The following is a 26,298-nucleotide window of genomic DNA, read 5'->3' as shown; positions in this document are numbered from 1 at the left end:
GGTGTCCGCTTTACTTCACAGCCGCGGGTCGACCGGCTCCGACTCCAGCGCCAGCACCGCGAAGACGGCCTCGTGCACCCGCCACAGCGGCTCGCCGGCCGCCAGCCGGTCCAGCGCCTCCAGCCCGAGCGCGTACTCGCGCAGCGCGAGCGAGCGCTTGTGCCCGAGGAACCGGTCCCGCAGCCGCTCCAGGTGGTCCGGACGGGTGTACTCCGGACCGTAGACGATCCGCAGGTACTCGCGTCCGCGCACCTTCACGCCGGGCTGCACGAGGCGGCCCTTGCCGTCCCGGGCGTACGCCTGGAGCGGCTTGACGACCATGCCCTCGCCGCCGGCGGCCGTCAGCTCCAGCCACCAGTCGGTGCCCGCCCGTACGGAGTCCTCGTCGGCGGTGTCCACCAGGACGCGGCCGGTGCGGCGCAGCAGTCCGGTCCCGGCCGCCTCGTCCGCGGCGCACAGCCGGTCCAGCCAGAACAGCTGCTCGTCGTGCGGTACCGCGGCCAGCGACCGGCCGGCCGCCGCCAGCAGCTGGAACGGCGCGAACCGTACGCCGTCCAGGCCGTCGATGCTCCAGCAGTAGCGGCGGTAGGCCTCGGTGAAGGCGGCCGCGTCGGCGGCCCGGCCGCGCTGGCGCTCCAGCAGGTCGCCGGTGTCGACGCCCCTGGAGGCGGCCGCCTCCAGGGCGGCCAGGGCGCCGGGGAAGACGGCGCCGGAGGCCGCGCCCACGGCGGCGTACTGGTTGCGCAGCAGGCCGGCGGACTTCAGGGACCAGGGCAGCAGTTCCCCGTCGAACAGCAGCCAGTCCGTGCCGAGCTCCTCCCACAGACCCGCGTCGGTGACCGCCGCGCGCAGCCGGGTGAGGACCTCCTCGGTGACGTCGGCGTCCTTGAAGAAGGGCCGCCCGGTACGGGTGTAGACGGAACCGGTCGGCCCCTCCACCCCGAAGCGCTCGCGCGCCGCGTCGGCGTCCTTGCAGACCAGGACGGTGGCGCGGGAGCCCATGTGCTTCTCCTCGCACACCACCTGGGCGATTCCGTCCTTGCGGTACTGGGCGAAGGCCTCGGCGGGGTGCTCCAGGTAGCCCTCCTCGCGGGAGGTCGCGGTCGGCGCCATGGTCGGCGGCAGGTACGGGACCAGCCGCGGGTCCACCGCGAAGCGGCTCATGACCTCCAGGGCCGCGGCCGCGTTCTCCTCGCGCACGGTGACGTGGCCCAGGTGCCGCGTCTCCACGACCCGGCGCCCGTGCACGTCGGCCAGGTCCAGCGGGCGGCCGTCCTGGCCGCCGGGCGCCTCGGCGGCGAGCGGGCGCGTGGGCTCGTACCAGACCTTCTCGGCCGGGACGTCGACCAGTTCGCGCTCCGGCCAGCGCAGGGCGGTCATCTTTCCGCCGAAGACGGCGCCGGTGTCGAGGCACAGGGTGTTGTTGATCCAGCTGGTGTCCGGGACCGGGGTGTGGCCGTAGACCACGGCGGCCTTGCCGCGGTAGTCCTCGGCCCACGGGTAGCGCACGGGCAGGCCGAACTCGTCCGTCTCGCCGGTGGTGTCCCCGTACAGGGCGTGCGCGCGGACCCGGCCGGAGGTCCGGCCGTGGTACTTCTCGGGCAGGCCGGCGTGGCAGACCACCAGCCGGCCGCCGTCCAGGACGTAGTGGCTGACGAGGCCGCGGATGAACTCGCGCACCTCCTGGACGAACTCCTCCGGCTCCGCCGCGAGCTGCTCGATGGTCTCGGCGAGGCCGTGGGTCCGCTGGACCTTGGAGCCCTTGAGGTGGCGGCCGAGCTTGTTCTCGTGGTTCCCGGGCACGCACAGGGCGTTGCCGGACTTGACCATGCCCATGACGCGGCGCAGGACGCCGGGGCTGTCGGGGCCGCGGTCGACGAGGTCGCCCACGAAGACGGCGGTGCGGCCGTCGGGGTGGACGCCGTCCTCGTAGCCGAGCTTGGCGAGGAGGGTCTCCAGCTCGGAGGAACAGCCGTGGATGTCACCGATGATGTCGAAGGGACCGGTGAGGTGCCTGAGGTCGTTGAACCGCTTCTCCAGGACGACTTCGGCGTTCTCGACCTCCTCCACGGAGCGCAGCACGTGGACCTTGCGGAAGCCCTCGCGCTCCAGGCCGCGCAGCGAGCGGCGCAGGTCGCGGCGGTGCCGCTGGATGACGGCGCGGGGCAGACCGGCCCGCTCGGGGCGGGCCGCGTTGCGCTCGGCGCAGACCTCCTCGGGCAGGTCCAGGACGATCGCGATGGGCAGTACGTCGTGCTCGCGGGCGAGCCGGACCAGTGCGCGGCGGGCGTCGGCCTGGACGCTGGTGGCGTCGACGACGGTGAGTCGGCCGGCGGCGAGGCGCTTGCCCGCGATGTAGTGCAGGACGTCGAAGGCGTCCCGGCTGGCGCTCTGGTCGTTCTCGTCGTCCGAGACCAGGCCCCGGCAGTAGTCGGAGGAGATGACCTCGGTGGGCTTGAAGTGCTTGCGGGCGAAGGTGGACTTGCCCGATCCGGTGGCGCCGATCAGGACGACGAGGGACAGGTCGGTGACGGGAAGGGCGCGCGTACGGGGGGTCTCGGTGCCGGTCATGCTGCCTCGCCCTCCTTCGGGGTGTCGGTGCGGTCGGTCTGGGTGAAGACGGCCATCTGCGTCGGCGGTCCGACCTCGGGGTCGTCGTCCCCGACGGGGACGTACGCGACCTGGTAGCCGTGCCGGCGCGCGACCTCCCCGGCCCAGGCGCGGAACTCCTCGCGGGTCCACTCGAAGCGGTGGTCGCCGTGGCGGACGTGCCCGGCGGGCAGGGTCTCCCAGCGCACGTTGTACTCGACGTTGGGGGTGGTGACCAGGACCGTACGGGATCGGGCCGCGCCGAACACCGCGTACTCCAGGGCGGGCAGCCGCTCCGGGTCGAGGTGCTCGACGACCTCGCTGAGCACGGCCGCGTCGTAGCCCGCCAGCCGCTTGTCGGTGTAGGCGAGCGAGCCCTGCAGGAGCGTGACGCGCGCGGCCTGCCGCTCGCCCAGCCGCTCCAGCCGCAGCCGCCTGGCGGCGACCTGCAGGGCCCGCACGGACACGTCCATGCCGACGATCTCGGTGAAGGCCACGTCCTTGAGCAGGGCCTGCACCAACTGCCCCTGGCCGCAGCCGAGGTCCAGCACCCGGGCGGCGCCGGCGGCGCGCAGGGCGGTGAGGATGGCGTCGCGGCGCTGCACGGCGAGCGGTACGGACCGCTCCGCGGGCTCCTCGACGTCACCGTCGCCGGGCCCCGCGACGGCGTTGTCGAGCTCCTCGACCTCGCTGCCGTCGGCCTCGGCGAGGCGGACCAGCTCCAGGCGCTCGACGGCGTCCTGGGTCAGCCGCTTGTGGCGGGCCAGGTAGCGGGAGCTGATCAGCCCGTTCTCGGGGTGGGTGGCGAGCCAGCCGTCTCCGGCGCGCAGCAGCTTGTCGACCTCGTCGGGGGCGATCCAGTAGTGCTTGGAGTCGTCCAGCACGGGCAGCAGCACGTACAGCTGCCGCAGGGCGTCCGCGAGGCGCAGGGTGCCCTCCAGTACGAGCCGTACGTAGCGGGAGTCCCCCCACTCGGGGAACCGCTCGTCGAGCGGCAGGGCCTCGGCCTGTACGAGGTCCCAGCCGAGCGGGTCGAACAGCCGGTGCACGAGGCCCGCGCCGCCCCGTGCGGGCAGCACGGGGATCTCGACGCGCAGCGCCAGCGGCTGCTCCGGCAGCTCCGGGCGCAGGACGCACCGGCCCTTGAGCGCGGTGCGGAACACCGCGCTGAGGGCGACGGCGAGCAGCGAGGACGCGGCGTACGGGCGGTCGTTGACGTACTGCGCGAGCGCGGTGTCGGGCGCCGCGCCCCGGCCCTTGCCCTGGCCGCGCCGCACGAGCGCGACGGGGTCCACCTCCAGCAACAGGGCCGCCGTGCACCGCTCGGCCGTGGCCTCGGGGTAGAACACGTGGGCGGTGCCGTAGGAGGTGGAGAACGCCTGCGTCTTCCCGGGATGCTTGTGCAGCAGGTGCCCCAGGTCGGTGGCGGGTCGTTCGGGGGTGCCGGTGGTGGAGATCGTCAGGAACACACGCCCGATTGTTGCTGGTCACCCGGCCCGCGTGCGCCCTATTTTCCGGCGGCCCGGTCGCCGGGCGGCCGCGCCGCGAGCTGTGCGATGTGGTCCGGGCCGATGCGGCAGCAGCCGCCGACGAGGCGGGCGCCGGCGCGGTGCCAGGCGGCGGTGGGCCAGGGGGCGGGAGCCGCGGGGGCGTGCCAGGTGCCGGTGGCGGCGTCCCAGACGGAGCCGTCGTTGGGGTAGGCGACGAGCGGTTTGCGGGTGACGGCGGCGGCCGCTTCGAGGGCGGGCAGGACCTCCGCGGGGTCGCAGCAGTTGACGCCGAGCGCGATGATCTCCGGGGCCCGGGCGACGAGGGCGAAGGCCTCGGGCAGGGGCGCGCCGGAGCGGGTGCGGCCGTCGGCGACGGTGTAGCTCAGCCAGGCCCGGGCGCCGGTGTCCGCGAGGACGGTGAGCAGGGCCTCGGCCTCGTCCGGATCGGGGACGGTCTCCACGGCCAGGACGTCGGGGCCCGCGGCGAGCAGGGCCTCGACGCGGGGCCGGTGGAAGGCGGCGAGCTCGCGCACGCTCAGGCCGTACCGGCCGCGGTACTCGGAGCCGTCCGCGAGCACCGCCCCGTACGGGCCCACGGAGGCGGCCACCCACACCTCGTGGTCGGCGGTCTCGGCTGCGCGGGCGGCCAGGGCGACGCTGCGGTGCAGCAGGGCGGTGGCCCGGGCGTGGCCGGGGCCGACCTGGTAGCTCGCGGTGATCAGTACCTCGGCGCCGGCCCGGGCGTAGGCCGTGTGGGCGGCCCGCACCTGGTCCGGGCGCTCGTCGAGCACCCGGCCCGTCCACAGGCCGCCGGACAGGTCGCAGCCCTGGGCGGCGAGCTGGTTGCTCAGCCCGCCGTCCAGGAGCACGGCCCGGCGGGCCAGGGCTTGGGCCAGCGGGCCGGACGCACGGGGCATCGGGGGTCCGTCCTTCGTCAGCCGAGCTGGGAGAGCACCTGGGCGGAGATGAGCTCCAGGTGGTCCAGGTCGTCGAGGTCGAGGAGCTGGAGGTAGACGCGGGAGGAGCCGGTGGCCGCGTAGGCGCCGATCTTCTCGACGACCTCGGCCGGGGAACCGGCCAGGCCGTTGGCCTTGAGCTCGTCCACGTCGCGGCCGATGGCGGCGGCCCGCCGGGCCACCTCGGCGTCGTCCTTGCCCACGCACACCACGAGGGCGTTGGAGTAGACGAGGTCGTCGGGCTTGCGGCCGGCTTCCTCGGCCGCCTGCCGGACCCGGCCGAACTGGCGCTCGCTGTCGGCGATCGAGGCGAACGGCATGTTGAACTCGTCGGCGTACCGGGCGGCGAGCCGGGGGGTGCGCCGGGCTCCGTGGCCTCCGATGAGGACGGGGACCTTGGCCTGGGCGGGCTTGGGGAGCGCGGGCGAGTTCTCCACCCGGTAGTGGCTGCCCTCGAAGTCGAAGGTGGTGCCGGGCGGGGTGGCCCACAGGCCGGTGACGATGGCGAGCTGTTCCTCCAGCCGCGCCATCCGGTCCGCCGGGAAGGGGATCCCGTACGCCGTGTGCTCCTCCTCGAACCAGCCCGCTCCCAGGCCGAGTTCGATGCGTCCCCCGGACATCTGGTCGACCTGGGCCACCTGGATGGCGAGGACGCCGGGCAGCCGGAAGGTGCCGGCCGTCATCAGGGTGCCGAGGCGGATCCGCCGGGTCTCGCGGGCCAGGCCGGCGAGGGTGATCCAGGCGTCGGTGGGTCCGGGCAGGCCGTCGGAGGAGCCCATCCGCAGGTAGTGGTCGGAGCGGAAGAACGCGTCGAAGCCGAGGTCCTCGGTGGCCTTGGCGACGGTCAGGAGGGTGTCGTAGCTCGCGCCCTGCTGGGGCTCGGTGAAAATGCGAAGATCCATGCTCCCATCCTGCCCTTCCCGCCCCGGCAGGGTGAATCCTCGTCAACCGGACGTGTCCGGCGCCGGGCCCGCCAGTGACCGGCCCGGACGGAGATCGTTGGCCCGGGCGGAGCCGGACCGCCCGGCCCGCGTGCCGGCGGCCTCTCGCCGGTGCGTCCACCGCCCCCTTCCGCCTCGGAAGGGCCGGGCCGAGGAGGCCGCATGTCCCACGAGGCCGTGCCGCAGACCCCGCGACAGAACGCGACGACCGGACAGGCGGCACACGCCCCCGCGGGCCGGGAGCCCGCGGTGCCCGCGCAGGCCGGCGGCGCGCCGAAGGGCCTCTTGCAGCAGATGGAAGAGCTGATGGCGGCGCTGAACGCCGACCTCTCGCAGCTCGACGCCGATCTACAGTCATCCGCCGAGCGCACCCCGGTCAGCCCGGAGAGCGAGCGCCCGTCCTCCCGGCCGTCCTGACCCGGCGGGTCCCGTCGCGCACGGCGGGACCCGGACCTCAGCGCCGCACCGTCGCACCGCGCCGTCACAGCCGCGCCGCGCCGTCGCACCCCGCGCCGTCCGGGGGCGCCCCGACTCAGGCCACGCCCGAGGCGGAGCCCCGCTCGCTGACCGACATCCGGCGTAGGATCGCCCGGACCCGGTCGCTCGACTCGTCGGCGGCGTCGATGGACTCTATGCACTGCCAGTAGAGGGACTCGTCGTCCGTCCCGCAGGCCACCCCGACCAGGGCTATCCCCACTTCACCGAGCAGTGCCTGGAGCCCGAGCAGCGCCTGCCGGACGTCCGACACCTCGCTCAACTGCGCGGCTCGCGGCGGGTATTCGGGCGTACTGCCCTCGCCGCGCAGGGCCGCTCTGTCGAGCACCCCGCAGCCTCTGCCTCCCGCTTCCCCCAGTCCCCGTGCCTCCGATCTGAGCTCCGGCGGCCCGGTGACCGCCAGATAGCCCCCTATGCCCTGCGCGAGCGCCTGGGCCTGCCAGGCCTCGCCCACGATGTCCCACGCAGCCCCACTCTGTGCCAGCGCGTGCCGGCCGGCCGCGATGAGCCGTACCGCATCCATCTGCCGTCCCCCGTCCGCACGACATTCCGCTCTCCTCACCACTACCCAGAGTGAGGGCAATGACTCGGTAAAGCCAGGGGTATTCGGAAAATGTGGACAGAATCGTGATGACGGACGATCGTCTCACTCCGAAGAGTGACGATCCGAGGCCGGCCCGCCCGGCACGGGGAAGCGGAGTTCGTTCCTCTCGATCTTCGCGGCGAGCGCGTCCAGCACATCCACCCCGAGGACCTCACAGAACTGCAGCAGGTACGCGAGCACGTCCGCGACCTCATCGGCCACGCGATGGGCGGATTCCGGTTTCTCCATGACCCTCGCCGACTGCTCCGGCGTCAGCCACTGGAAGATCTCGACCAGTTCGGACGCCTCCACGCTCAGCGCCACCGCCAGGTTCTTGGGCGTGTGGTACGGCTCCCAGCCGCGCGCCGCCGCGAAGTCCGCGAGCCGGCGCTGCAGTCGGTCCAGCCGTTCCTCGGGCCGCTGCTCGGGCGGCTGCTCCTGCGTCTCGTTCATGCGGTCAGGTCTACCACCGCCGCGCCGGGCAGGCGCCGGGCGGCCGCCGCGGTCCGCTCCCCCACCGCCGCCACCAGCCGGATGTGGCCGCGGCCGCAGGACAGCAGGGCCAGGCGCAGCAGCTCGTCACTCTGGCGCCGGTCCAGGCCGCGGTCGAAGCCGTCGGCCAGGACCGTCAGCGCCTGCTGCGCGGAGGGCAGTTCGGCGGCCGGGTCCATGGCCAGCACCCCCGGCCCGGTCAGCAGGACCAGCGCCAGCGCGAGGAAGCGCAGCTCGCCCCCGCCGAGACGGGCCAGTTCGGTGGCGGGCCGGGCGGGCCCCCGGTCCAGTACCGCCGTGACCGGGCCGCCCGCGGGCTCCCGTACGTCCAGCCCCTCGACGGGCCCCGCGCAGCCGGTACGGGCCGCCTCGGCCAGCAGCGCGTGGCGGGTGCCGCATTCGTGGCGGGTCCGGCGCAGTACGTCGGCCAGGTTGGCGCAGTCGCCCAGCAGCCGCCCCGTCCCCGGCGCGGCCGGCCCGCGCATCCGGTCCGGGCGGGGGTCGCAGGGGAACACCGAGCGCAGGGCCACCACCGCCTGCTCGGCGGCGGCCAGCACCTGACGCTGCCCGGCCGTGGCGCCGGCGACGCGGAGCGGGAGCAGCGCCGTACCGAGCCGGTCGTCGGGCAGCGGGGCCCGGGTGACGCCGACGGCGCCGCCGGTCAGCCAGGCGGCCTGCACCGAGCGCCGACCGGGGTCGCGCAGGGCGGTGGCGAGGAGGATCTGCCCGTTCTGCGAGAGCCGTTCGCCGACGATCCGCAGGGTGGGCTCGGCCTGGACCGCGAGGTCGAGCCGGACCGGACCGGCGGGCCCGTCGACCGTGCAGCCGAGGCGGAATCCGCGCCGCCGCTGCGCGTCGGGGACCGCCCGGTCCGGGATGCGGGAGCGCGGGTCGGGGAAGGCCTCCTCCAGCGTGGCGCCGGAACCCAGCCCGGCCAGCGCCTCGTAGGCGGCCAGGGCCTGGGACTTGCCGCTGCCGCTCGGCCCGGCGAAGAGGGTGAGGGGGCCGAGCGGGAAGAGCGCCGACCGGTGCGGCCCGAAGGCGGACAGCCTCAGCTCGGTGAGCACGGGCCGGTGCTGCGGGGCGCTCGGCGCCGAGGCCGGGGCCGGGGCGGCGGACGCGGGCCGGGCGTGCGCCGCGGCGGGTGCGGGCCGGGCGACCGGGGCGCCGGCGGGTCCGGCCTGGGCCGGGACGGTGGGGGTGTCGGCTAACGCGGCGGCGACGGTGGCGGCGGTGCGCACCGCCGCCTCGTCCAGGGTGGCGTCCATGCGCGGGACGGTACGGGCCGCCGGGCCCCCCGTGGGCCGGGCGAACCGTTCCCGCGCCGGGACCTTCCTACGATCGGGGGACGGCCGCGGCCGCGATCCCCTCGACCTCGGTGCCCACGGGGGCGAGCAGGAAGACGTTGCGGTCCACCCGGTGCATCCCGCTGCCCAGTCCGAAGACCACGCCGCTGCTGAAGTCCAGGATCCGCTTGGCCACTTCGCTGTCCGCGCCGGTGAGGTCGAGCAGCACCGGGATCTGGGCGATCAGGTACTCCGCAACCTCCCGCGCGTCCGCGAAGATCTGAACTCTGATCACCACGAAGCGCCGCTGCTCCGCCGTCGCCGCTCCGGGCGCCGTGGGAATCGTGCGGTGGTCCACCCGGGAGGGCCACTCGTTGCGACTGCGCAGGGGGACCACCTGCGCGAGCCCCTCCCACTGTTCGTCCGTGACGTCGTACCTGCTCACCGGGCCGCCTCGGCCGTGCGCTTCATGTGCATCCCCCCATCCTCTCGCGTTTCACCCGTTCAGCCCAACAACGACACGACTCACGCCGGGTACTCTCGGAGGGCGAGATGAGTTAGGTTAGGCATACCTAAGTTATTCGGACGAGGGAGAGACCTCATGCGCACGTCCGGTGCCCCTGACACCGCGGCCGCCCGGCCCACCGACGCCGAGCGGATCCGGTCGGTCCTGACCGCCGCCCACTCCATGACCGTGGTCACCGACGGGCTCCGCACCGAGGTCCGCCACCTCGACGGCACGGACCCGATGGGCCGCCTGCACCTGCACCCCGCCGAGCCCGGCGGCGCGGACAAGTACCGGCCCGCGATCCGGCTGGAGTTCACCGACGTGGCGCCCACCCCGGTACGGGACCGGGTGCGCGCCCGCGTCACCCTGCTGGGTCGCCTGCTCACCCCGTACGCCGAGCCGGCCGACTCCGCCGGGTCCACGTGCGTGGAATTCGACCGGGCCGTCCTGGAGACCCCCGACGGCCTCGCGCACGTCGGCCTCGAAGAGCTGGACGCTGCCTGCCCGGACCCGCTCGCCCCGTACGAGGCGGGCATGCTCACGCACCTGCTCGACGACCACCCCGACCTGGTCACCCTGCTGTTGCGCCTGGTCCAGCCGCAGCCGACCGCCGCCGTGGTGCGGGCGCTGCCGGTGGCCATGGACCGGTACGGGATCACCCTGCGCCTGGAGGAACGGCGCGGCCACCGCGACGTACGACTGCCCTTCCCCTCGCCCCTCGACGACGTCGACCAGTCGGGCGCGCAGATCCAGGCGCTCTTCAGCGCGGCCCGGCGGCGCTCGCACCGCAACACGCTGCCGGCCTGAGCGGGGCCGCGGAGGGTGGGGCCGTGTGGGCCGGGCGGGCCGGTGCGGGCGGAATAGGGGTCGTGCGGGGCGTGTTGGGGCGATCATGAAGGCCATTACATACAGCGCATATGGAACTCCCGAGACCCTCAAGGTCGTTGACGTGCCGCAGCCCAAGGTGGGACCGGGTGAGGTCCTCGTCCGCGTCAGGGCGGCCGGCGTGAACCCGGTGGACTGGAAGCTCGCCGCCGGGTGGCTCGACCCGATCCTCGAAGTCCGCTACCCCGTCATACCCGGCTGGGACGTCGCCGGCGTCGTCGAGGCGGTCGGTCCGGACACCTTCGACTTCGCCGTCGGCGACGAGGTGTACGGCTACGTCCGCAAGGAGTGGGTGGAGCTCGGCACCTACGCCGAACTGGTCAGCGCCCCCGTCCGTACCCTCGCGCACAAGCCCCGCGAGCTGAGCTTCGAGCAGGCCGCCGGCATCCCCCTCGCGGGCCTCACCGCGTACCAGTCGCTCACCCGCGTGAACCTCAAGGCGGGCGAGACGGTCGTCATCCACTCCGCGGCGGGCGGCACCGGCTCCTTCGGCGTGCAGATCGCGGTCGCGCTCGGCCTGCGCGTCATCGGCACGGCCGGCGCGCACAACCACGACTACCTGCGCTCGCTCGGCGCCGAACCCGTCCTGTACGGGGAGGGGATGGCGGACCGCATCCGCGAGCTGGCGCCCGAGGGCGTCGACGCGGGGCTCGACTTCTACGGGGACGGCGCCGTCGAGATCCTCCAGTCACTGGTCAAGGAGCGCGACCGGGTCGTCTCCATCGCGGACTACGAGGCGGCCTCCAAGGGCGCCCACCAGCTGTGGGTACGCCCGGACACCGCCGACCTGACCTTCCTGGCGGAGCTGGCCGACTCCGGCCGGCTCACGGTCAACGTGGAGCACGCGCTGCCGCTCGCCGAGGCGGCCAGGGCCTGGGAGCTGAGCGCCGCGGGCCGTACCCGCGGCAAGATCGTCCTGACGGTCTGAGGGGCCGGACGGCGTGCGACCCGGACGTCATACGGCCCCCCGCGTGTAGCGGCCGGCCGGGCGCGGCAGGCCGTAGTGCTCGCGCAGGGTGCGGCCGGTGTACTCGGTGCGGAAGAGGCCGCGGCGCTGGAGGATCGGCACGACGTGGTCGACGAAGTCGGTCAGGCCGGTGGGCAGGACCGGCGCCATGATGTTGAAGCCGTCGGCGGCGCCGTTCTCGAACCACTCCTGGAGCTGGTCGGCGATCTGCTCGGGGGTGCCCGCGAAGGTGCGGTGGCCGCGGCCGGCGCCGAGGCGGGCGATCAGCTCGCGCAGGGTGAGGCCGTCGCGGCGGGCGAGCTCGGCGACCAGGGTGAAACGGCTCTTGTTGCCGTTGATGTCCCGCTCCTCGGGCAGGTCGGGGAGCGGGCCGTCCAGGGGCAGGCCGCTGAGGTCCACGTTGAGCATGCCGGAGAGCTGGGCGAGGCCGTACTCCGGCACCTGGAGGTCGGTCAGCTCCTGCTCCAGGGCCCGTGCCTCGGCCTCGGTGGAACCGATGACGGGTGCGATGCCGGGCAGGACGAGCAGGTCGTCCTCGGCGCGGCCGTAGCGGGCGAGGCGGGACTTGAGGTCCTTGTAGAAGGTCTGGCCGTCGGAGAGGGTCTGCTGGGCGGTGAAGACGGCCTCGGCGTACTGCGCGGCGAACTCCTTGCCGTCCTCGGAGGAACCGGCCTGCACGAGCAGCGGGTGGCCCTGGGGGGCGCGCGGGACGTTGAGCGGACCGGCCACGCCGAAGTGCTCGCCGCGGTGGGCGGCGGGGTGCAGTTTGTCGGTGTCGGCGTAGATGCCGCGCTCCTTGTCGAGGACGATCGCGTCGTCCTCCCAGCTGTCCCAGAGCTTGGTGGCGACGTCGAGGAACTCGCGGGCGCGGTCGTAGCGGAGGCCGTGGGCCAGGTGTTCCTCGCGGTTGAAGTTGCGGGCCTCGTCGAGGGTGCCGGAGGTGACGATGTTCCAGCCGGCGCGGCCGCTGCTGATGTGGTCGAGGGAGGCGAACTTCCGGGCCAGGTTGTAGGGCTCGTTGAAGGTGGTGGAGACGGTGGCGATGAGGCCGATGCGGGAGGTGACGGCGGCGATGGCGGACAACAGGGTGAGGGGCTCGAAGCCGCCGAGGGCGTTGTAGCGGGCCTTGCCCCAGAGGGCGACGCCGTCGGCGAAGAAGATGGAGTCGAGCTTGCCGCGTTCTGCGGTGAGGGCGAGTTCCTGGAAGTAGCGGACGTCGGTGATCCGCTCGGGCTGGGTGGCGGGGTGGCGCCAGGCGGCGTCGTGGTGGCCGGCGTTCATGAGGAAGGCGTTGAGGTGGAGGGTCCTGGGGGCCGGGGAGGTGGTCATGTCTGCTCCTTGGGGGTGTTGGGCGGGGGGCTCCGCCGGTTGCTTCGCCGGGCGGGGCGGGCTGCGGGGCGGGGCCCGGGGGCGGGCTGCGGGGCCGGTCGCGCCGGGGCCGGGCGCGCGCCGGGGTGTCTCCTCGGGCGCCGAACGGTTCGGGGGGTCGGGGGGTGCGGCGGCGGTGCGTTCGACGCCCTGCGGGGACACCCCGCCACACACCCGACCCCGTCACAACCGGTGGGTGCGGTCACGTGCGGGCGTCGTTCGGCGCCGGGCGGTCAGGTGGGGATGCGCCAGGTGCTCAGGCGGGATTCCAGGGTGACGAGGAGTTGGTTGAAGGCGACGCCGATCGCGGAGATCGTGATGATGCCCGCGTACATCTGCGGGATCGCGAAGTTGAACTGCGAGGCGTTGATCAGGTAGCCCAGGCCCGCCTTGGCCCCGATCATCTCGGCAGCGACCAGGACGAGGATGGAGACGGCGCCCGCGAGCCGGATGCCGGTGAAGATCGCCGGTACGGAGGCCGGAAGGATCACCTTCTGGAACAGGCGGGGCGTGGAGAGGTCCATCGACCGGGCGAGCCGGATCAGGGTGGGGTCGGCGTTGCGGACGGCGCTGATGGTGTTGAGCAGGACGGGCCAGAGGCAGGCGTAGACGACGATCGACACCTTCGAGGTCTCGCCGATGCCCAGGAGGAGGACGAAGACGGGCAGCAGCGCGAGGGCGGCGGTGTTGCGGAAGACCTCCAGGAGCGGGCCGAGGAAGTCGGCGAGGGGCCGGTACCAGCCGATGAGCAGGCCGAGGGGGACGGCTACGGCCACGGCGATGCCGAAGCCGCCGAAGGAGCGGATCAGGCTGGCCCGGGTGTGTTCGGCGAGCTGGCCCCCGGTGGCCAGGTCCCACCAGGCGGCGGCCACCTCGCTGATGGGGGGCAGGAAGGTGGCGTCGACCAGGCCGGCGCGGGGGGCGAACTCCCAGAGGGCGACGAGCGCGAGGATCGCGGCGCTCCGGACGGCTATGGCCTTCAGGGCGCGTACGGCGGTCGGGGCGGCGGTGTGGTGGGAACGGGGCGGGGCCGCCAGGGCTGCCAGGGCGGTGGTGTCGGTGGTCATGCGGAAACCGCCTCCTTCTCCAGTCGCTGGGCGCGGGCCACCTCGTCGTGGAGGAGGTTCCAGATCTCGTGCCGGTACCGGGCGAACTCCGGACTGGACCGCAGGGCCTCCCCCAGCAGTCCGTCGCGGTCGCCGAAGGAGACCGGCACGACGTCCTTGATCCGACCGGGCCGGGACGTCATGACGGCCACCCGCTGCCCGAGGTAGACCGCCTCCTCGATGCCGTGCGTGATGAAGACGACGGTCTTGCCCGTGCGCTGCCAGATGCGGCGCAGCTCGTCCTGGAGGGACTCGCGGGTCTGTGCGTCGAGCGCGGCGAACGGCTCGTCCATCAGCAGCACGTCCGGGTCGTACGCCAGGGAGCGGGCGATGGCGACGCGCTGGCGCATGCCGCCGGACAGCTGGTGGGGATGGCGGTCTTCGAAGCCGGTCAGTCCGACCAGGTCCAGGAACTCCTTCGCCCGGGCCGCGCGCTGCCGGCGCGGCACGCCCGTGGCCTCCAGGCCGAACTCGACGTTCCCCTGGGCGGTGCGCCACGGCAGCAGCGCGTACTGCTGGAAGACGATGCCCCGGTCCAGGCCCGGCCCGGTGACCTGCTTGCCGTCGAGCAGGATCCGCCCGGCGGTCGGGGTGGAGAGTCCGCCGAGGAGGTCGAGGAGCGTGGACTTGCCGCAGCCGCTGGGGCCCACGACCACCAGGAACTCCCCGCTGCGGATCTCCAGGTCGATGCCGTCGAGGGCGGTGAACTCCCCGAAGGTCTTGGTCACCGCGTCGAACACGATCTTCGCCATGGCGGCCGTCACCCCTTTCCGTAGGCGTTGAACTCGTTGGTGTAGAGGTCGGACGGCTTGAACTGCCCCTGCTTGATCTCGCCGCGCTCGCCGAGCCAGTCGAGCCAGAGCTGGAACTCCTGGTCGGGTATCCGGCCGCCCGTCTCGGCGATCCCGAAGGAGCGCCAGTACTGCAGGGCGGTGGTGTCCTCGCCCCGGCCGCGCTTCTTGACGATCTCGGTCATCCGGGCGACGGCCTCCTCGCGCGGGGTGGTGCGGGACCACTCGATGGCCTTGGCCACGCCGGTCACGAAGGTCCGTACGGTGTCCGGGTTCTGCTTGATGAAGCGCTCGGTCATGATGTAGGTGCCGGCGCTGAACGGGCCGAGCAGCTCCACGTCGGTGAACAGCGGGCGGATGCCGCCGGAGGCGAGGGCCTTGTCGCGCAGGATGCCGGTGAGCACCCCGACCTCGACCTGCTTCGCGCGCAGTGCCTGTTCGGTGTTGACGGGCGGTATGACCAGCGCTTCGACCTTGGCCGCGTCCGTCTTGGAGAGGCCGCTCCGCGCGAGGTAGGTGTCGAGCAGCGCCTGGTAGTGGGCGCCCAGGGTGTTCATGCCGACCTTTTTGCCGATCAGGTCGCGGGCGGAGCGGATCGGGCTGTCCTCCAGGACGAAGTAGCCCGCGTAGGAGTACTGGTCCGAGCCGTACGAGGAGATGACCGCCTTGATGGGCGCCTTGCCGGCGGCGAGCTTGATGACCGCCCCGTTGAAGGCGCTGCCGAAGTGGGTCTGGCCGGTGGCGGCGGCCTGGATGTCCTGGGGGCCGCTGATGGTGTTGCCGACCCATTCGAGTGTCACGTCCTCGAAGTAGCCGAGGTCGGCGGCGAGTTCGGGGAGGGTGACGGCGCCGGCCGAGCCCTGGTACTTCAGGGTCGTGACCTGGCGGCCGGAGCCGCCCCCGGTGGCGGTGGCCGTACCGCAGCTCACCGCCGCCGCCGAGATGCCGAGCAGGGCGAGGAACTGGCGTCGGGAGGTGGGGGTGGAGGTGAAGGCTGCGGGCATGACGGTTCCTTGTCGGGGTGCGGGGCGTTGCCGGTGCTGTTACGGGGTGACGGTGAGCGCGGCGGGGTCCGCGGCGCGCAGGGCGTCGGCGAACTCGTCGACGGCCTGGAGGAGGTCGAACTCGGCCTCGAAGCGCAGCCGGTCGGCGCCGGAGCCGCGTTCGACGGAGGAGTCCAGGACGAACCGGCCGGCGGTGACGTGCCGGGCGCCGAGGGCGGCGAGCACGGGGCGCAGCGCGTAGTCGATGGTGAGGACGTGCGCGAGGCTGCCGCCGGTGGCCAGGGGCAGGATCGTCTTGCCGGCGAGGCCGTCCTGCGGGAGCAGGTCCAGGAAGGCCTTGAGCAGGCCGGTGTACGAGGCCTTGTAGACCGGGGTCGCGATGACCAGGCCGTCAGCGGCGGCGACGGCTTCGAGCGCCCGGCGGATCTCGGGCTCGCCGCGCCGGGCGGCGAGCAGGTCGGCGGCGGGCAGCTCGCGTACGGCGAGGTGCGCGGTCTCGAAGCCGGAGTGGGAGTGGGTCAGGTGGCGCAGCACGTGGTCGGCGACGACGGCGGTACGGGAGTGGGCGGAGGGGCTGCCGGTGAGGGCGAGCAGCTTGGGCACGGGGACTCCTGGGTGGGGTGGGCTGCGGGCGCGGGTGGTCAGGCGGAGGTCGTGGTGGAGGTGCCGGAGGGGATGCCGAAGGCGGGGGCCGGGACGGCGTCCGGGCTGATCAGGCGGGAGGGCTCGCCGTCGGGGCCGACCGGGACGTCCCCGTCGACGGTGACGCGGCGCAGGGTGCGCTCGTGGTCGTCGGAGTCGTCCACGCCGTAGTGCTGGGTGGCGCGGTTGTCCCAGATCGCGACGTCGCCGGCCCGCCACTGCCAGCGGACGGTGTTCTCCGGGCTCTCGATGTGCGCCTGGAAGAGGTCCTGGAGGGTGCGGGAGTCGCGTCCGGTGAGGCCCTTGATGCGCTGGACGAAGTTGCCGAGCAGCAGGGTGCGCTCGCCGGTCTCGGGGTGGACGCGGACCACCGGGTGCTCGGTGAGGAAGGTGGTGGAGGTGAACACCTCCCGGTACTGGGCCAGGGCCTCGGGCAGGGCGTCGGGCTTGAGGGCGGCGTAGTCGTACGCGTTGGAGTGGACGGCGCGCAGGCTGTCGGCGAGGGCGCGCAGCGGCTCGGGGAGGTGGCTGTAGGCGGTGGCCGTGTTGGCCCAGAGGGTGTTGCCGCCGTACGGGGGCACGGTCACGGCGCGGAGGATGGAGAAGGCGGGGTAGGCGGGGACGAAGGTGACGTCGGTGTGCCACTGGTTGGCACGGGCGCCGTGGTCGGAGTCGATGCCGAGGGCGTACCGGCCGTCCGCGGAGGGGACCGTGGGATGCGCGACGGGCGTGCCGAGCCGCTGAGCGAAGGCTTCGTGGCCGGCCTCGTCGAGGTGGTCCTGGCCGCGGAAGAAGACGACCTTGTGGGCGAGGAGTGCGGCGCGGATCTCGGCGACGGTGGCGTCGGGCAGGTCGCCGCCGAGGCGTACGCCGCCGATCTCGGCGCCGAGGCGGCCGCCGATCCTGGTCACGGTGGTGGCGGTGCGGGTGGCCGTGGTCATGGTGGCTCCTTGGTCGGGAGGGAATGCGGGCGGGCAGGGCGAGGGTGTGCGGGGCGAGGGCGCGGCGCAGGGCAGGGGGCCGCGCCTGGTGCGGCGCGGGCGTGGTGGCGTACGGCGGCACGGCACGCGGGAGCACGCCGGGGCGCCGGGGCGCGGCTGTGCCCTACGCGCGGGGCGACGCGGGGAGGGAAGGGTGCGGGGAGAGCAGCCGGCCGAGGGGGCCGAAGGGCCGCAGGGCGGCGGGGCTCAGACCCGGCGGGGGGCCGGACAGCGGCCCGGACACTCGCCCGGCGCGGTACACGGGCCGGGGGTGTGGAGCCGCGGGACGAGGAGTTCGTTCGCGGACATGTCCCGGAGCGTCGCAGCGCCCGGGCCCCCGGTCAACCCCCGTCCGCGGCCGCCGAGCGCCCCTGCCACCGGTCTTCCCAGTACCCCGGGGGACGGACTCTGACCTGCGGTTTCCCGCCTATGCCGACCGCCACCGCACCCCGCCGCGGCGGCCGAAAACCGTGGCTGGATTTCATGGCCCCGCAACGCGGCCGCCATACGTGCGCCGCGGCGGGACCGGGAGCGCCCCGGCCGCCGCCGCGGCGGCGGGCCTTCTGTCGGATGTCTGCAATCGGAGGGTCGTGGCCGCGACCGTCCCGGCGGGCGCCGGCGGGAGGCGTCCTCCGCAGGAGACGCGGGACGCCGCGATGCGGCCCGCTCGCACGTGCGTCACCCCGTAGCGGATCGTGATCCCCGGCCCGGGCGGCTGCACGCGCGGCAACGGCGCTGCTCAGCCGGGTGGGCGGGAGCCGCCCGGCCGCTGTGAGAGTGCGAGATCACACCCGACGGTATGGTGCCACCTGAGCGCCCTCCCCTACATTCGAGCCATGACGGTCCTGCCTGACGACGGGCTCTCCCTGGCCGCCGAGTTCCCTGACGCGACGCATGAGCAGTGGCAGCGCCTTGTAGAAGGCGTACTGCGCAAGTCGGGCAAGGAAGCCTCCGGCGAGGCCGCAGAAGACGCGTTGTCCACCCCACTCGAAGACGGGCTCACCACGCGCCCGCTCTACACCGCGCCGCCCGACGGGTCGGCTCCCGACACCGGTTTCCCCGGTTTCGCCCCGTTCGTACGCGGAGGCAGGCCGGAGGGCACCACCGCGAACGGCTGGGACGTGCGCCAGCGCCTCGCGGGCACCGATCCCCAGCGCCTGAACGAGGCGGCCCTCGCCGACCTGGAGAACGGGGTCACCTCCCTCTGGCTCACCGTGGGCCAGGGCGGCATCCCGGTCGAGGCCGTGGCCCGGACCCTGGACGGGGTGTACCTGGACCTCGCCCCGGTCGTCCTGGACGCCGGAGCCCAATACGCCGACGCCGCCCGCGCGTTGCTGCGCCTCTTCACCGAGAGCGCGGTGGCCCCCGAGGCCGCACGGGCCTCGCTGGGCGCCGACCCGCTGGGCCACGAGGCCCGTACGGGTGAGGCCCTCGGCCTCGCCGACGCGGTGGAGCTGGCCCGGGACGCGGCCGCCCACTGGCCCGGCGTGCGCGCCCTGACCGTGGACGCCCTGCCCTACCACGAGGCGGGCGGCAGCGCCGCCGAGGAACTGGGCCTGTCCCTGGCCACCGGTGTCGCCTACCTGCGCGCCCTCACCGAGGGCGGCCTGAGCGTCGAAGCCGCGCTCGGCCAGCTGGAGTTCCGCTACGCCGCCACCGCGGACCAGTTCCTCACCATCGCCAAGCTGCGCGCCGCGCGCCGGCTGTGGTCCCGTATCGCCGAGGCCTCGGGGGCCCCGGAGGCGGGCGCCCAGCTCCAGCACGCGGTGACCTCGCCGGTGATGATGACCCGCCGTGACCCCTGGGTGAACATGCTGCGCACCACCGTGGCCTGCATGGCCGCGGGCGTGGGCGGCGCGGACTCGGTCACCGTGCTCCCCTTCGACCACGAGCTGGGCCTGCCGGACGCCTTCGCCCGGCGGATCGCCCGCAACACCTCCACCATCCTGCTGGAGGAGTCGCACCTGGCCCGGGTGATCGACCCGGCCGGCGGCTCGTACTACGTCGAGCGCCTCACGGACGAACTGGCGCACGCCGCCTGGGAGTTCTTCCAGACCCTGGAGAAGGCCGGCGGCCAGGCGGCCGCCCTGCGCTCCGGGCTGGTCGCCGACCGTCTCGCCGCGACCTGGGCGGAGCGCTCCAAGAAGCTGGCCAAGCGCCGCGAGCCGATCACCGGCGTCAGCGAGTTCCCGCTGCTGTCGCAGAAGCCGCTCGTGCGCGAGCCCGCGCCCGCGGCGCCCTCCGGTGGGCTGCCCCGCGTCCGGCGCGACGAGGCGTACGAGGCGCTGCGCGCCCGGAGCGACGCGCACCTGGCGGCGACCGGCGCGCGGCCGAGGATCTTCCTGGCCGCGCTGGGCCCGGCGGCCGCGCACACCGCGCGCGCCACCTTCGCCTCGAACCTGTTCCAGGCGGGCGGGATCGAGCCCGTGCACGACCCGGTCCGCGTGGACCCGGCGACGGCGGCCGAGGCGTACGCCGCGAGCGGCGCGGACGGCATGGCCGTCCTGTGCTCCAGCGACGCGCTGTACGAGGAGCAGGCCGCGGAGGTGGCCGGGGCCCTGCGCGCCGCGGGCGCCACGACCGTGTTCCTCGCCGGCAGGCCGGGCACCGCTGAGGCTTCCGTGGACGAGTACGTCTTCGCCGGCTGTGACGCCGTCGCCGTGCTGTCCTCCGTACTCGACCGGATGGGAGTGCCGTCTTGAGCATCCCCGATTTCTCCGAGCTGGCGCTCGGTCCCGCCGCCGCCGCCGGAGTCTCCGAGGACCAGTGGCGCTCCGCGGTGAAGGAGTCCACCGGCACCGCGGCCGCGGACCTGCTGTGGGAGACGCCCGAGGGCATCGGCGTCAAGCCGCTGTACACGGGCCGGGACCTGGAGGGCCTGGACTTCCTGCGGACGTACCCGGGCGTGGCCCCGTACCTGCGCGGCCCGTACCCGACGATGTACGTGAACCAGCCCTGGACGATCCGGCAGTACGCCGGCTTCTCCACAGCCGAGGAGTCGAACGCCTTCTACCGGCGCAATCTGGCCTCCGGCCAGAAGGGCCTGTCGGTGGCCTTCGACCTGCCCACGCACCGCGGCTACGACAGCGACCACCCGCGCGTGACCGGTGACGTCGGCATGGCGGGCGTGGCGATCGACTCGATCTACGACATGCGGCAGCTGTTCGACGGGATCCCGCTGGACAAGATGTCGGTGTCGATGACGATGAACGGCGCGGTGCTGCCCGTCCTCGCGCTGTACATCGTGGCGGCGGAGGAGCAGGGCGTCTCCCCCGACAAGCTCGCCGGGACCATCCAGAACGACATCCTCAAGGAGTTCATGGTCCGCAACACCTACATCTATCCGCCGGCGCCGTCGATGCGGATCATCTCCGACATCTTCGCCTTCACCTCGCAGAAGATGCCGCGGTACAACTCGATCTCCATCTCCGGCTACCACATCCAGGAGGCCGGGGCCACGGCCGACCTGGAGCTGGCGTACACCCTCGCCGACGGCGTGGAGTACCTGCGCGCCGGGCAGGCCGTGGGCCTGGACGTCGACGCGTTCGCGCCGCGCCTGTCGTTCTTCTGGGCGATCGGCATGAACTTCTTCATGGAGGTCGCGAAGCTGCGCGCCGCCCGCCTGCTGTGGGCGCGCCTGGTCAAGCAGTTCGACCCGAAGAACGCCAAGTCGCTGTCGCTGCGCACGCATTCGCAGACCTCGGGCTGGTCGCTGACCGCGCAGGACGTCTTCAACAACGTGACGCGCACCTGCATCGAGGCGATGGCGGCGACCCAGGGCCACACCCAGTCGCTGCACACCAACGCCCTCGACGAGGCGCTCGCGCTGCCGACGGACTTCTCGGCGCGCATCGCCCGCAACACCCAGCTGCTGCTCCAGCAGGAGTCGGGGACCTGCCGCTCGATCGACCCGTGGGGCGGCAGCGCGTACGTCGAGAAGCTGACGTACGACCTGGCCCGGCGCGCCTGGCAGCACATCGAGGAGGTCGAGGCGGCCGGCGGCATGGCGCAGGCCATCGACGCGGGCATCCCGAAGCTGCGCGTGGAGGAGGCCGCGGCGCGCACGCAGGCGCGGATCGACTCGGGCCGGCAGCCGGTGATCGGCGTGAACAAGTACCGGGTGGAGAACGACGAAGCGATCGAGGTCCTCAAGGTCGACAACTCCTCGGTGCGCAGCCAGCAGATCGCCAAGCTGCGGCGGCTGCGCGAGGAGCGCGACGAGGCGCGCACGCAGGACACCCTGCGGGCGCTGACGAACGCCGCCGAGCGCGGCGACGGCAACCTCCTCGCGCTGGCGGTGGACGCGGCGCGCGCGAAGGCGACCGTGGGGGAGATCTCGGACGCACTGGAGAAGGTGTACGGGCGGCACGCGAGCCAGATCCGTACGATCTCGGGTGTGTACCGCACCGAAGCAGGCGAGTCCCCGTCCCTGGAGCGCACGCGCGCCCTCATCGACCGGTTCGAGGAGGCGGAGGGCCGCCGTCCGCGCATCCTGGTCTGCAAGATGGGCCAGGACGGGCACGACCGCGGCCAGAAGGTGATCGCGTCGGCCTTCGCCGACCTGGGCTTCGACGTGGACGTCGGCCCGCTGTTCCAGACCCCGGCGGAGGTGGCCCGCCAGGCCGTCGAGGCGGACGTCCACGTGGTGGGCGTGTCGTCGCTGGCGGCCGGCCACCTGACCCTCGTACCGGCGCTGCGCGAGCAGCTGGCGGAGGAGGGCCGCGAGGACATCATGATCGTCGTGGGCGGGGTGATCCCGCCGGCCGACGTCCCGACGCTGCTGGAGATGGGTGCGACGGCGGTGTTCCCGCCCGGAACGGTCATCCCGGACGCGGCCCACGACCTGGTGACGCGGCTGGCCGCGGACCTGGGCCACGAGCTGTAGGCGGCCGTCGGTGCCGAAGATCGACATCGAGGCCTACGCGAAGGGGGTGCTCGACGGGAAGCGCGCGTTCATCGCGCGCGCGATCACGCTCGTCGAGTCCACCCTGCCCGCGCACCGGGCGTTGGCGCAGCAGCTGCTGACGGAGCTGCTCCCGCACGCGGGGCGGGCCCGCCGGATCGGGATCAGCGGGGTGCCGGGGGTGGGCAAGTCCACCTTCATCGACGCGTTCGGCACGATGCTGACGGGGCTCGGCCACCGGGTGGCGGTGCTCGCGGTGGACCCCTCGTCCACGCGCACTGGCGGGTCCATCCTCGGTGACAAGACCCGGATGGAGCGGCTGTCGGTGGACCCGGCGGCGTTCGTGCGCCCGTCCCCCTCGGCGGGGACGCTGGGCGGCGTCGCCAAGGCCACCCGCGAGTCGATGATCGTGATGGAGGCGGCGGGCTACGACGTGGTCCTCGTCGAGACGGTCGGCGTGGGCCAGTCGGAGACCACGGTGGCGGGGATGGTGGACTCCTTCCTGCTGCTCTCCCTGGCCCGTACGGGCGACCAGTTGCAGGGCATCAAGAAGGGCGTCCTGGAGCTGGCCGACGTCCTGGCGGTGAACAAGGCCGACGGCCCGCACGAGCGCGACGCGAAGGCGGCGGCGCGGGAGCTGTCGGGCGCGCTGCGGCTGATGCACCCGGTGGACGCGGCCTGGACGCCGCCGGTCCTGACGTGCAGCGCACGGGAGTCGGCCGGGCTGGACGAGGTGTGGAACCGCCTGGAGCAGCACCGGACCCTGCTGGACGCGGGGGGCCGGCTGGCGGCGAAGCGGGCGGCGCAGCAGGTGGAGTGGACCTGGTCGATGGTCCGTGACGAGCTGCTGGAACGCCTGCGCTCGGATCCGGCGGTACGGGAGCTCGCGCCGGACCTGGAGGCGTCGGTCCGGGCCGGCACGGTGACGCCGACGTCGGCGGCGGACCGGATCCTGGCGGCCTTCGGGCGCTGAGCGGCGGCGGACGGCACCCGCGGGGTCGCGCGGTGCCGTCCGGTCCGGTCACTCGCAGTGCACCGGTACGGACGGTGGCAGCGCCTCGCGGCCGTGGACGCGGTCGCGGTCCCCTTCGATGTGGACCTGCTCCAGCTCGGGCAGTTCGGCCAGCGGCGCGATGTCGATGCCGTCCCCCGTGGTGACGTCCCCGACGAGGGTGCACTGGTGCAGCCGGGGGAAGGCCGCGGGCAGTCGCCGGACGGCCGCCTGGACGACTCCGTCCGTGCCGTCGCCGTGGAGGGTCAGCATGCGGATCCCCGGCAGTGACGCGCCCGCGGGAAGGGACTCCAGCGACGAGGCGGACACCTTGAGGTCGACGAGTCCCTCCAGGTCGCGGATCTCCTGCCAGTCGGCCCACCACTGCGGACTGGACGCGTCGTTGAGCGACAGCCTCACGAGCCCGGGCTGCGCGCCGAGCCCACCGAGCCCGCCTGCGGGCCTCATGGCGCCGGACACCACCAGCGTGTGCAGCGGGGCTCGGGCGGGCAGGTCCCGCGCGGACCAGCTGGTGGCGGCGGTACCGCTGAGGGTGAGGGATTCCAGTGCGGTGAGCCGGCCGACCGCGCTCAGGTCGAGGTCCGGTCGGGCGTTCCAGATGCGCAGGCGCTGGATCGGCAGGTCACTGATCGCGGAGAGGTCCGTCAGGTCCGGGCAGTAGCCGATGTCGAGGTTCCGGAGCGCGGACTGCCCCTTCAGGAAGTCCAGATCGGACACGGGGCAGTGCAAGAGCACCAGCTCCTGGAGCCGGCACCGGCCGACGTACTCCTCCAGACCTTCCACGGGCCCCTCGGCCCTGATGTCCAGGCCGCTCGGCCGGATGGCGAGACGCTTCAGTTGCTCCAGCTCTTCCTCGGACCGGACGGTGTAGCGGAGATCCGTCGGGTCCAGGCGGGCGATCACCTCGTCGGCGTAGTCGTGGCCGTCGAAGCGCGGCCAGGCCCACAGCAGCTGGGAGCGGACCGGGAGCCAGTGGTGCGTGGCGAACTGCGCAAGGAAGGACACGGCGGCGTCCGACTTGACGTGGGACGCCGCGATCACCACGTGGTAGGCGTCCACGTCGTCGAGCCCGTCGGGACCCGGGAGGAGGCCGAGGATCAGCGGACCGACCTCCGCGAGGGCGCGCGCCTCTCCCTCGTTCGCCGGGGGGATGAGGGAGGCGGTGCGGGCTTCCACGGCCGCGCGCACCTCGGGGTCGAGGGTGGTGGCGTGTTCCAGACAGGCGGCGGCGAGGAGGTAGATGCGCGCCCGGGTGCGCTGCTCGGATGAGGCGTCTCCCTGGGCGAGCAGGTCGCGGATGAGCGTGACGCGCTCTCCGGGCCGGGCGAGGGCGACCGCCATCCGGATGACGTCCTCCCACTGGTCGTCGTCGGCGTGCGCGGTGAGCAGGCCGAAGTCCCCCTCCTCCACCGCGGCCCGCGCGCCGAGGAAGTCCTGGAAGGTGCGGTGCACGAAGTCCACCGTGCCCGGGGCCGGTTGCCGCAGGAGCCCGCTGCGCTGGAGGAAGTGTTCGAAGACCGCCGGCGCGTCGCCCAGGGCGGCTGCTTCCGGGACCGAGGGGAGGGCCCGGGCGATGATGTCCTGGGCGCGGGAACGGTCCATCTCCGTGCGGCCGTTCTTGATCAGCCAGTACGCGAGGCGTTGCAGCAGGTCGAGCTGCGGCTCCTCGCGCAGGTCCGGGCCCGCCATGTCGCGCTCGCGGTCGCGGCGGCTCAGCAGCATGGACAGCGCGGCCTCGTAGAGGTCCTTGCGGCCGTGCGGGAGGTAGCCGCGCCGGTCGCGGTGGAGGGCGCAGATCAGTCCGCACATGAGGGGGCTGGTGGCCAGGCGGCCGAGGTCGGGCTTGATCCGCACGGCGGCGAGGAGCTGGGCCTCGTACGTCCGCAGCTCCGCATCGGTGTCCGCGTCGCCGCCGTCGCGGGCCGCGGCGTGCCACCGCTTGATGAAGGTCGCGATGTCCGCCGGGCCCATGCCGGACAGGGTCAGTTCGGTGAAGTCCTCCTCGGCGAGCCAGTCCGCTCCGACGGCGGAGGGGCGCGAGGTGACGAGCCAGCGGTTGTCGCCGCCGTAGGTGTCCATCAGGTCCCGCAGCCAGCCGCGGGCCCGCTCCCGTTCACCGTCGGGGACCTCGTCGATGCCGTCGACGAGGACGAGGCCGCGCCCCGCCATGAGGACGCGGTGCGCCCACCCTTCGGGCTGGGCGGCGCCCAGCGGGCAGCCCGCGGCGGTCAGGAAGTCCCGGGGTGCGGGCAGCCGCTCGCCGTGTCGGGTGAGGGTGCGCAGGGGCAGGACGAAGGGGACGCGGTCGTACAGGTACTCCATGCGCGCGGTGAGGTCTTGGCGGGCGGCGGTGACGGCCAGCCACTGCACGAGCGTGGTCTTGCCGGAGCCGGCCTCGCCCCGCAGCAGGACGCGGGGGCTGCCGGCCAGGGCCTCGTCGGCCGGCCGCGGCGCGGTCATCTCGCGGAGCACCCAGAGCGCCGACGCCCGGAGCATGGACCCCTCCGGCTCGGAAGCGGCGAGGGCTGCGGCGTTGCCGGTGACCCCCGGGGTGTCGCGCGTCGGTGAGGTCGCTTCCAGGCTCAGGTACGCCGCGTCCAGCGGCCACCGGGTCGGGGAGTTGGCGAGGTCGATGCCGTAGATCGTCAGCTTGGCGTGCTTCTTGGCCACGTACGGCAGGTAGAGCTGCTCGAACGCGGCGTCCTCGGCGCCGGGGAGCGGGTCGCGGCGGATCAGCTCGTCGACCTTGGCCGTCAGCTCGGCGATCCCGCGCGTCTGCTGGACCAGGGCGCGGGCCACGAAGGTCGAGCGCTGCGTGAAGAAGTGCAGGATGTGCAGGCACGCCGCTTCGAGCAGCCGCTCGTAGAAGTACGTGGCGTCGGTGCTCAGGTGCCGCTCGGGCCGGTCGCCGGCCCGGCGCAGTTCCCGGGCGAAGTCCGCGGCGCCGAGCCGTACGGCGTCCAGGTCGGTCATCGTGACGTCGCCGAGGGCGTGCAGGGTCGTGGCGAGGGCGTCGGTGACGGCCTGCTGTTCGTCGGCGGTGATCGGGCGCTCCCCCGTACGGAGCGCCTGCTTGACCAACGTGGCTGCGAGGGTGTGGAGATCCGCGGGCGTGAGCGAGCGCTTCTCGCCCTTGAACGACACGTAGCCGGAGATCCGCAGTGGCTTGTCGACGAGACCGGCCCCGCCGCCTTCGGCGACGAACAGCCGTTTGACGAGGGGCCCTATGACCGCCGACGCCAGCCGGATGCCGATGGTCCCTGGCTCCATGCAACCCCCCGTAGCGGCACGACCGTTGCC

21 protein-coding genes are annotated in these 26,298 nt (G+C 73.6%); 6 read left to right on the top strand and 15 right to left on the bottom strand.

All coding sequences use genetic code 11. The annotated features are described in order from the left end of the window. Positions 1-15 precede the first annotated feature (15 nt). The 4 genes from ACF059_RS09225 to ACF059_RS09210 are packed head-to-tail and all read right to left on the bottom strand — an operon-like array spanning position 16 to position 5,937. Positions 16-2,571: a polynucleotide kinase-phosphatase gene (locus ACF059_RS09225; RefSeq protein ID WP_392053659.1), complete on the bottom strand. Its 2,556-nt coding sequence runs from the start codon at positions 2,569-2,571 to the stop codon at positions 16-18. Then, positions 2,568-4,058 (bottom strand): 3' terminal RNA ribose 2'-O-methyltransferase Hen1, encoded by a 1,491-nt coding sequence (locus tag ACF059_RS09220; RefSeq protein WP_392053656.1) that lies wholly within the window; start codon positions 4,056-4,058, stop codon positions 2,568-2,570. Before ACF059_RS09220 ends, ACF059_RS09225 begins: the two co-directional genes overlap by 4 nt. Before the next feature lie 38 nt (positions 4,059-4,096). Continuing rightward, positions 4,097-4,996 (bottom strand): homocysteine S-methyltransferase, encoded by a 900-nt coding sequence (mmuM, locus tag ACF059_RS09215; RefSeq protein ID WP_392053653.1) that lies wholly within the window; start codon positions 4,994-4,996, stop codon positions 4,097-4,099. Between the two features lie 17 nt (positions 4,997-5,013). Then, positions 5,014-5,937 carry an LLM class F420-dependent oxidoreductase gene (locus ACF059_RS09210; protein WP_392053649.1) on the bottom strand — a complete coding sequence of 308 codons (924 nt, stop codon included), beginning with the start codon at positions 5,935-5,937 and terminating at the stop codon, positions 5,014-5,016. 201 nt (positions 5,938-6,138) lie between these two features. On the opposite strand from ACF059_RS09210, the gene ACF059_RS09205 reads away from it, so the two are divergent. Beyond that, positions 6,139-6,393, top strand: coding sequence for a hypothetical protein (locus ACF059_RS09205; protein ID WP_392053646.1), 255 nt, complete (start codon positions 6,139-6,141; stop codon positions 6,391-6,393). 115 nt (positions 6,394-6,508) lie between these two features. Here ACF059_RS09205 and ACF059_RS09200 read toward each other — a convergent pair whose 3' ends face one another. From ACF059_RS09200 to ACF059_RS09185, 4 genes are all read right to left on the bottom strand, one after another. Continuing rightward, positions 6,509-6,994, bottom strand: coding sequence for a DUF6099 family protein (locus ACF059_RS09200; RefSeq protein WP_392053643.1), 486 nt, complete (start codon positions 6,992-6,994; stop codon positions 6,509-6,511). Between the two features lie 123 nt (positions 6,995-7,117). Beyond that, the gene (locus tag ACF059_RS09195) at positions 7,118-7,507 is read right to left on the bottom strand and encodes a nucleotide pyrophosphohydrolase (protein WP_361940136.1); all 390 of its coding nucleotides are present in this window, start codon (positions 7,505-7,507) and stop codon (positions 7,118-7,120) included. After that, a complete protein-coding gene (locus ACF059_RS09190; RefSeq protein ID WP_392053640.1) occupies positions 7,504-8,814 on the bottom strand; it encodes an AAA family ATPase in 1,311 nt (436 codons plus the stop codon). The genes ACF059_RS09195 and ACF059_RS09190 overlap by 4 nt, the downstream gene beginning before the upstream one ends. A 67-nt stretch (positions 8,815-8,881) precedes the next feature. Then, positions 8,882-9,277: a cell division protein SepF gene (locus tag ACF059_RS09185; protein ID WP_392053637.1), complete on the bottom strand. Its 396-nt coding sequence runs from the start codon at positions 9,275-9,277 to the stop codon at positions 8,882-8,884. Positions 9,278-9,433: 156 nt separating this feature from the next. Here ACF059_RS09185 and ACF059_RS09180 point away from each other — a divergent pair, with 156 nt between their 5' ends. Together ACF059_RS09180 and ACF059_RS09175 are read left to right on the top strand one after the other, a co-directional pair. Beyond that, the gene (locus ACF059_RS09180) at positions 9,434-10,147 is read left to right on the top strand and encodes a DUF2470 domain-containing protein (protein ID WP_392053634.1); all 714 of its coding nucleotides are present in this window, start codon (positions 9,434-9,436) and stop codon (positions 10,145-10,147) included. An 85-nt stretch (positions 10,148-10,232) separates the two neighbouring features. Then, positions 10,233-11,153, top strand: a complete 921-nt coding sequence (locus ACF059_RS09175; protein WP_392053632.1) for an NADP-dependent oxidoreductase — start codon at positions 10,233-10,235, stop codon at positions 11,151-11,153. A 27-nt stretch (positions 11,154-11,180) separates the two neighbouring features. On the opposite strand, the gene ACF059_RS09170 is transcribed toward ACF059_RS09175, so the two are convergent. The 6 genes from ACF059_RS09170 to ACF059_RS09145 form a co-directional block, all read right to left on the bottom strand. Then, entirely contained in the window at positions 11,181-12,521 is a 1,341-nt protein-coding gene (locus ACF059_RS09170) for an LLM class flavin-dependent oxidoreductase (RefSeq protein ID WP_392053629.1), read from the bottom strand. Positions 12,522-12,793: 272 nt separating this feature from the next. Continuing rightward, positions 12,794-13,627: an ABC transporter permease gene (locus ACF059_RS09165; RefSeq protein ID WP_392053626.1), complete on the bottom strand. Its 834-nt coding sequence runs from the start codon at positions 13,625-13,627 to the stop codon at positions 12,794-12,796. After that, positions 13,624-14,418 (bottom strand): ABC transporter ATP-binding protein, encoded by a 795-nt coding sequence (locus ACF059_RS09160; protein ID WP_392053623.1) that lies wholly within the window; start codon positions 14,416-14,418, stop codon positions 13,624-13,626. The genes ACF059_RS09165 and ACF059_RS09160 overlap by 4 nt, the downstream gene beginning before the upstream one ends. A gap of 8 nt (positions 14,419-14,426) precedes the next feature. After that, positions 14,427-15,461 carry an ABC transporter substrate-binding protein gene (locus tag ACF059_RS09155; RefSeq protein WP_392053620.1) on the bottom strand — a complete coding sequence of 345 codons (1,035 nt, stop codon included), beginning with the start codon at positions 15,459-15,461 and terminating at the stop codon, positions 14,427-14,429. A 39-nt stretch (positions 15,462-15,500) separates the two neighbouring features. Further along, on the bottom strand, positions 15,501-16,064 hold the full coding sequence (gene ssuE, locus ACF059_RS09150; RefSeq protein ID WP_392053617.1) for an NADPH-dependent FMN reductase: 564 nt from the start codon (positions 16,062-16,064) through the stop codon (positions 15,501-15,503). Between the two features lie 38 nt (positions 16,065-16,102). Further along, a complete protein-coding gene (locus ACF059_RS09145; protein WP_392053613.1) occupies positions 16,103-17,044 on the bottom strand; it encodes a TauD/TfdA dioxygenase family protein in 942 nt (313 codons plus the stop codon). 875 nt (positions 17,045-17,919) lie between these two features. Between ACF059_RS09145 and ACF059_RS09140 the strand changes: the two genes are divergently transcribed. From ACF059_RS09140 to meaB, 3 genes are read left to right on the top strand one after another with little or no spacing between them, the layout of a single operon-like run. After that, complete coding sequence (locus ACF059_RS09140; protein WP_392053610.1) at positions 17,920-19,785, top strand: methylmalonyl-CoA mutase family protein; 1,866 nt, start codon at positions 17,920-17,922, stop codon at positions 19,783-19,785. Next, positions 19,782-21,968, top strand: coding sequence for a methylmalonyl-CoA mutase (scpA, locus tag ACF059_RS09135; protein ID WP_392053607.1), 2,187 nt, complete (start codon positions 19,782-19,784; stop codon positions 21,966-21,968). The genes ACF059_RS09140 and scpA overlap by 4 nt, the downstream gene beginning before the upstream one ends. Before the next feature lie 10 nt (positions 21,969-21,978). After that, positions 21,979-22,959 carry a methylmalonyl Co-A mutase-associated GTPase MeaB gene (gene meaB / locus ACF059_RS09130; RefSeq protein WP_392053605.1) on the top strand — a complete coding sequence of 327 codons (981 nt, stop codon included), beginning with the start codon at positions 21,979-21,981 and terminating at the stop codon, positions 22,957-22,959. Positions 22,960-23,007: 48 nt separating this feature from the next. Here the strand turns inward: meaB and ACF059_RS09125 are convergent, their stop codons facing one another. After that, on the bottom strand, positions 23,008-26,268 hold the full coding sequence (locus tag ACF059_RS09125; RefSeq protein WP_392053603.1) for an NACHT domain-containing protein: 3,261 nt from the start codon (positions 26,266-26,268) through the stop codon (positions 23,008-23,010). Positions 26,269-26,298: the final 30 nt, after the last annotated feature.

It is taken from the genome of Streptomyces sp. NPDC016562 (assembly GCF_043076955.1).
In the GTDB taxonomy this organism is placed as follows: Bacteria; Actinomycetota; Actinomycetes; order Streptomycetales; family Streptomycetaceae; genus Streptomyces.
The sequence above is the reverse complement of the archived record's forward strand: the minus strand, read 5'-3'. Positions and strand labels throughout refer to the sequence as shown.

Excerpts from the sequence above, each read along its gene's own strand:
- ACF059_RS09145 (WP_392053613.1), bottom strand. The coding sequence starts at position 17,044 with ATGACCACGGCCACCCGCACCGCCACCACCGTGACCAGGATCGGCGGC.
- ACF059_RS09170 (WP_392053629.1), bottom strand. The coding sequence starts at position 12,521 with ATGACCACCTCCCCGGCCCCCAGGACCCTCCACCTCAACGCCTTCCTC.
- ACF059_RS09165 (WP_392053626.1), bottom strand. The coding sequence starts at position 13,627 with ATGACCACCGACACCACCGCCCTGGCAGCCCTGGCGGCCCCGCCCCGT.
- ACF059_RS09190 (WP_392053640.1), bottom strand. The coding sequence starts at position 8,814 with ATGGACGCCACCCTGGACGAGGCGGCGGTGCGCACCGCCGCCACCGTC.
- ACF059_RS09210 (WP_392053649.1), bottom strand. The coding sequence starts at position 5,937 with ATGGATCTTCGCATTTTCACCGAGCCCCAGCAGGGCGCGAGCTACGAC.
- ACF059_RS09225 (WP_392053659.1), bottom strand. The coding sequence starts at position 2,571 with ATGACCGGCACCGAGACCCCCCGTACGCGCGCCCTTCCCGTCACCGAC.
- ACF059_RS09155 (WP_392053620.1), bottom strand. The coding sequence starts at position 15,461 with ATGCCCGCAGCCTTCACCTCCACCCCCACCTCCCGACGCCAGTTCCTC.
- ACF059_RS09140 (WP_392053610.1), top strand. The coding sequence starts at position 17,920 with ATGACGGTCCTGCCTGACGACGGGCTCTCCCTGGCCGCCGAGTTCCCT.
- ACF059_RS09180 (WP_392053634.1), top strand. The coding sequence starts at position 9,434 with ATGCGCACGTCCGGTGCCCCTGACACCGCGGCCGCCCGGCCCACCGAC.
- mmuM (WP_392053653.1), bottom strand. The coding sequence starts at position 4,996 with ATGCCCCGTGCGTCCGGCCCGCTGGCCCAAGCCCTGGCCCGCCGGGCC.
- ACF059_RS09200 (WP_392053643.1), bottom strand. The coding sequence starts at position 6,994 with ATGGATGCGGTACGGCTCATCGCGGCCGGCCGGCACGCGCTGGCACAG.
- ACF059_RS09195 (WP_361940136.1), bottom strand. The coding sequence starts at position 7,507 with ATGAACGAGACGCAGGAGCAGCCGCCCGAGCAGCGGCCCGAGGAACGG.
- ACF059_RS09125 (WP_392053603.1), bottom strand. The coding sequence starts at position 26,268 with ATGGAGCCAGGGACCATCGGCATCCGGCTGGCGTCGGCGGTCATAGGG.
- ACF059_RS09175 (WP_392053632.1), top strand. The coding sequence starts at position 10,233 with ATGAAGGCCATTACATACAGCGCATATGGAACTCCCGAGACCCTCAAG.
- ACF059_RS09205 (WP_392053646.1), top strand. The coding sequence starts at position 6,139 with ATGTCCCACGAGGCCGTGCCGCAGACCCCGCGACAGAACGCGACGACC.
- ACF059_RS09160 (WP_392053623.1), bottom strand. The coding sequence starts at position 14,418 with ATGGCGAAGATCGTGTTCGACGCGGTGACCAAGACCTTCGGGGAGTTC.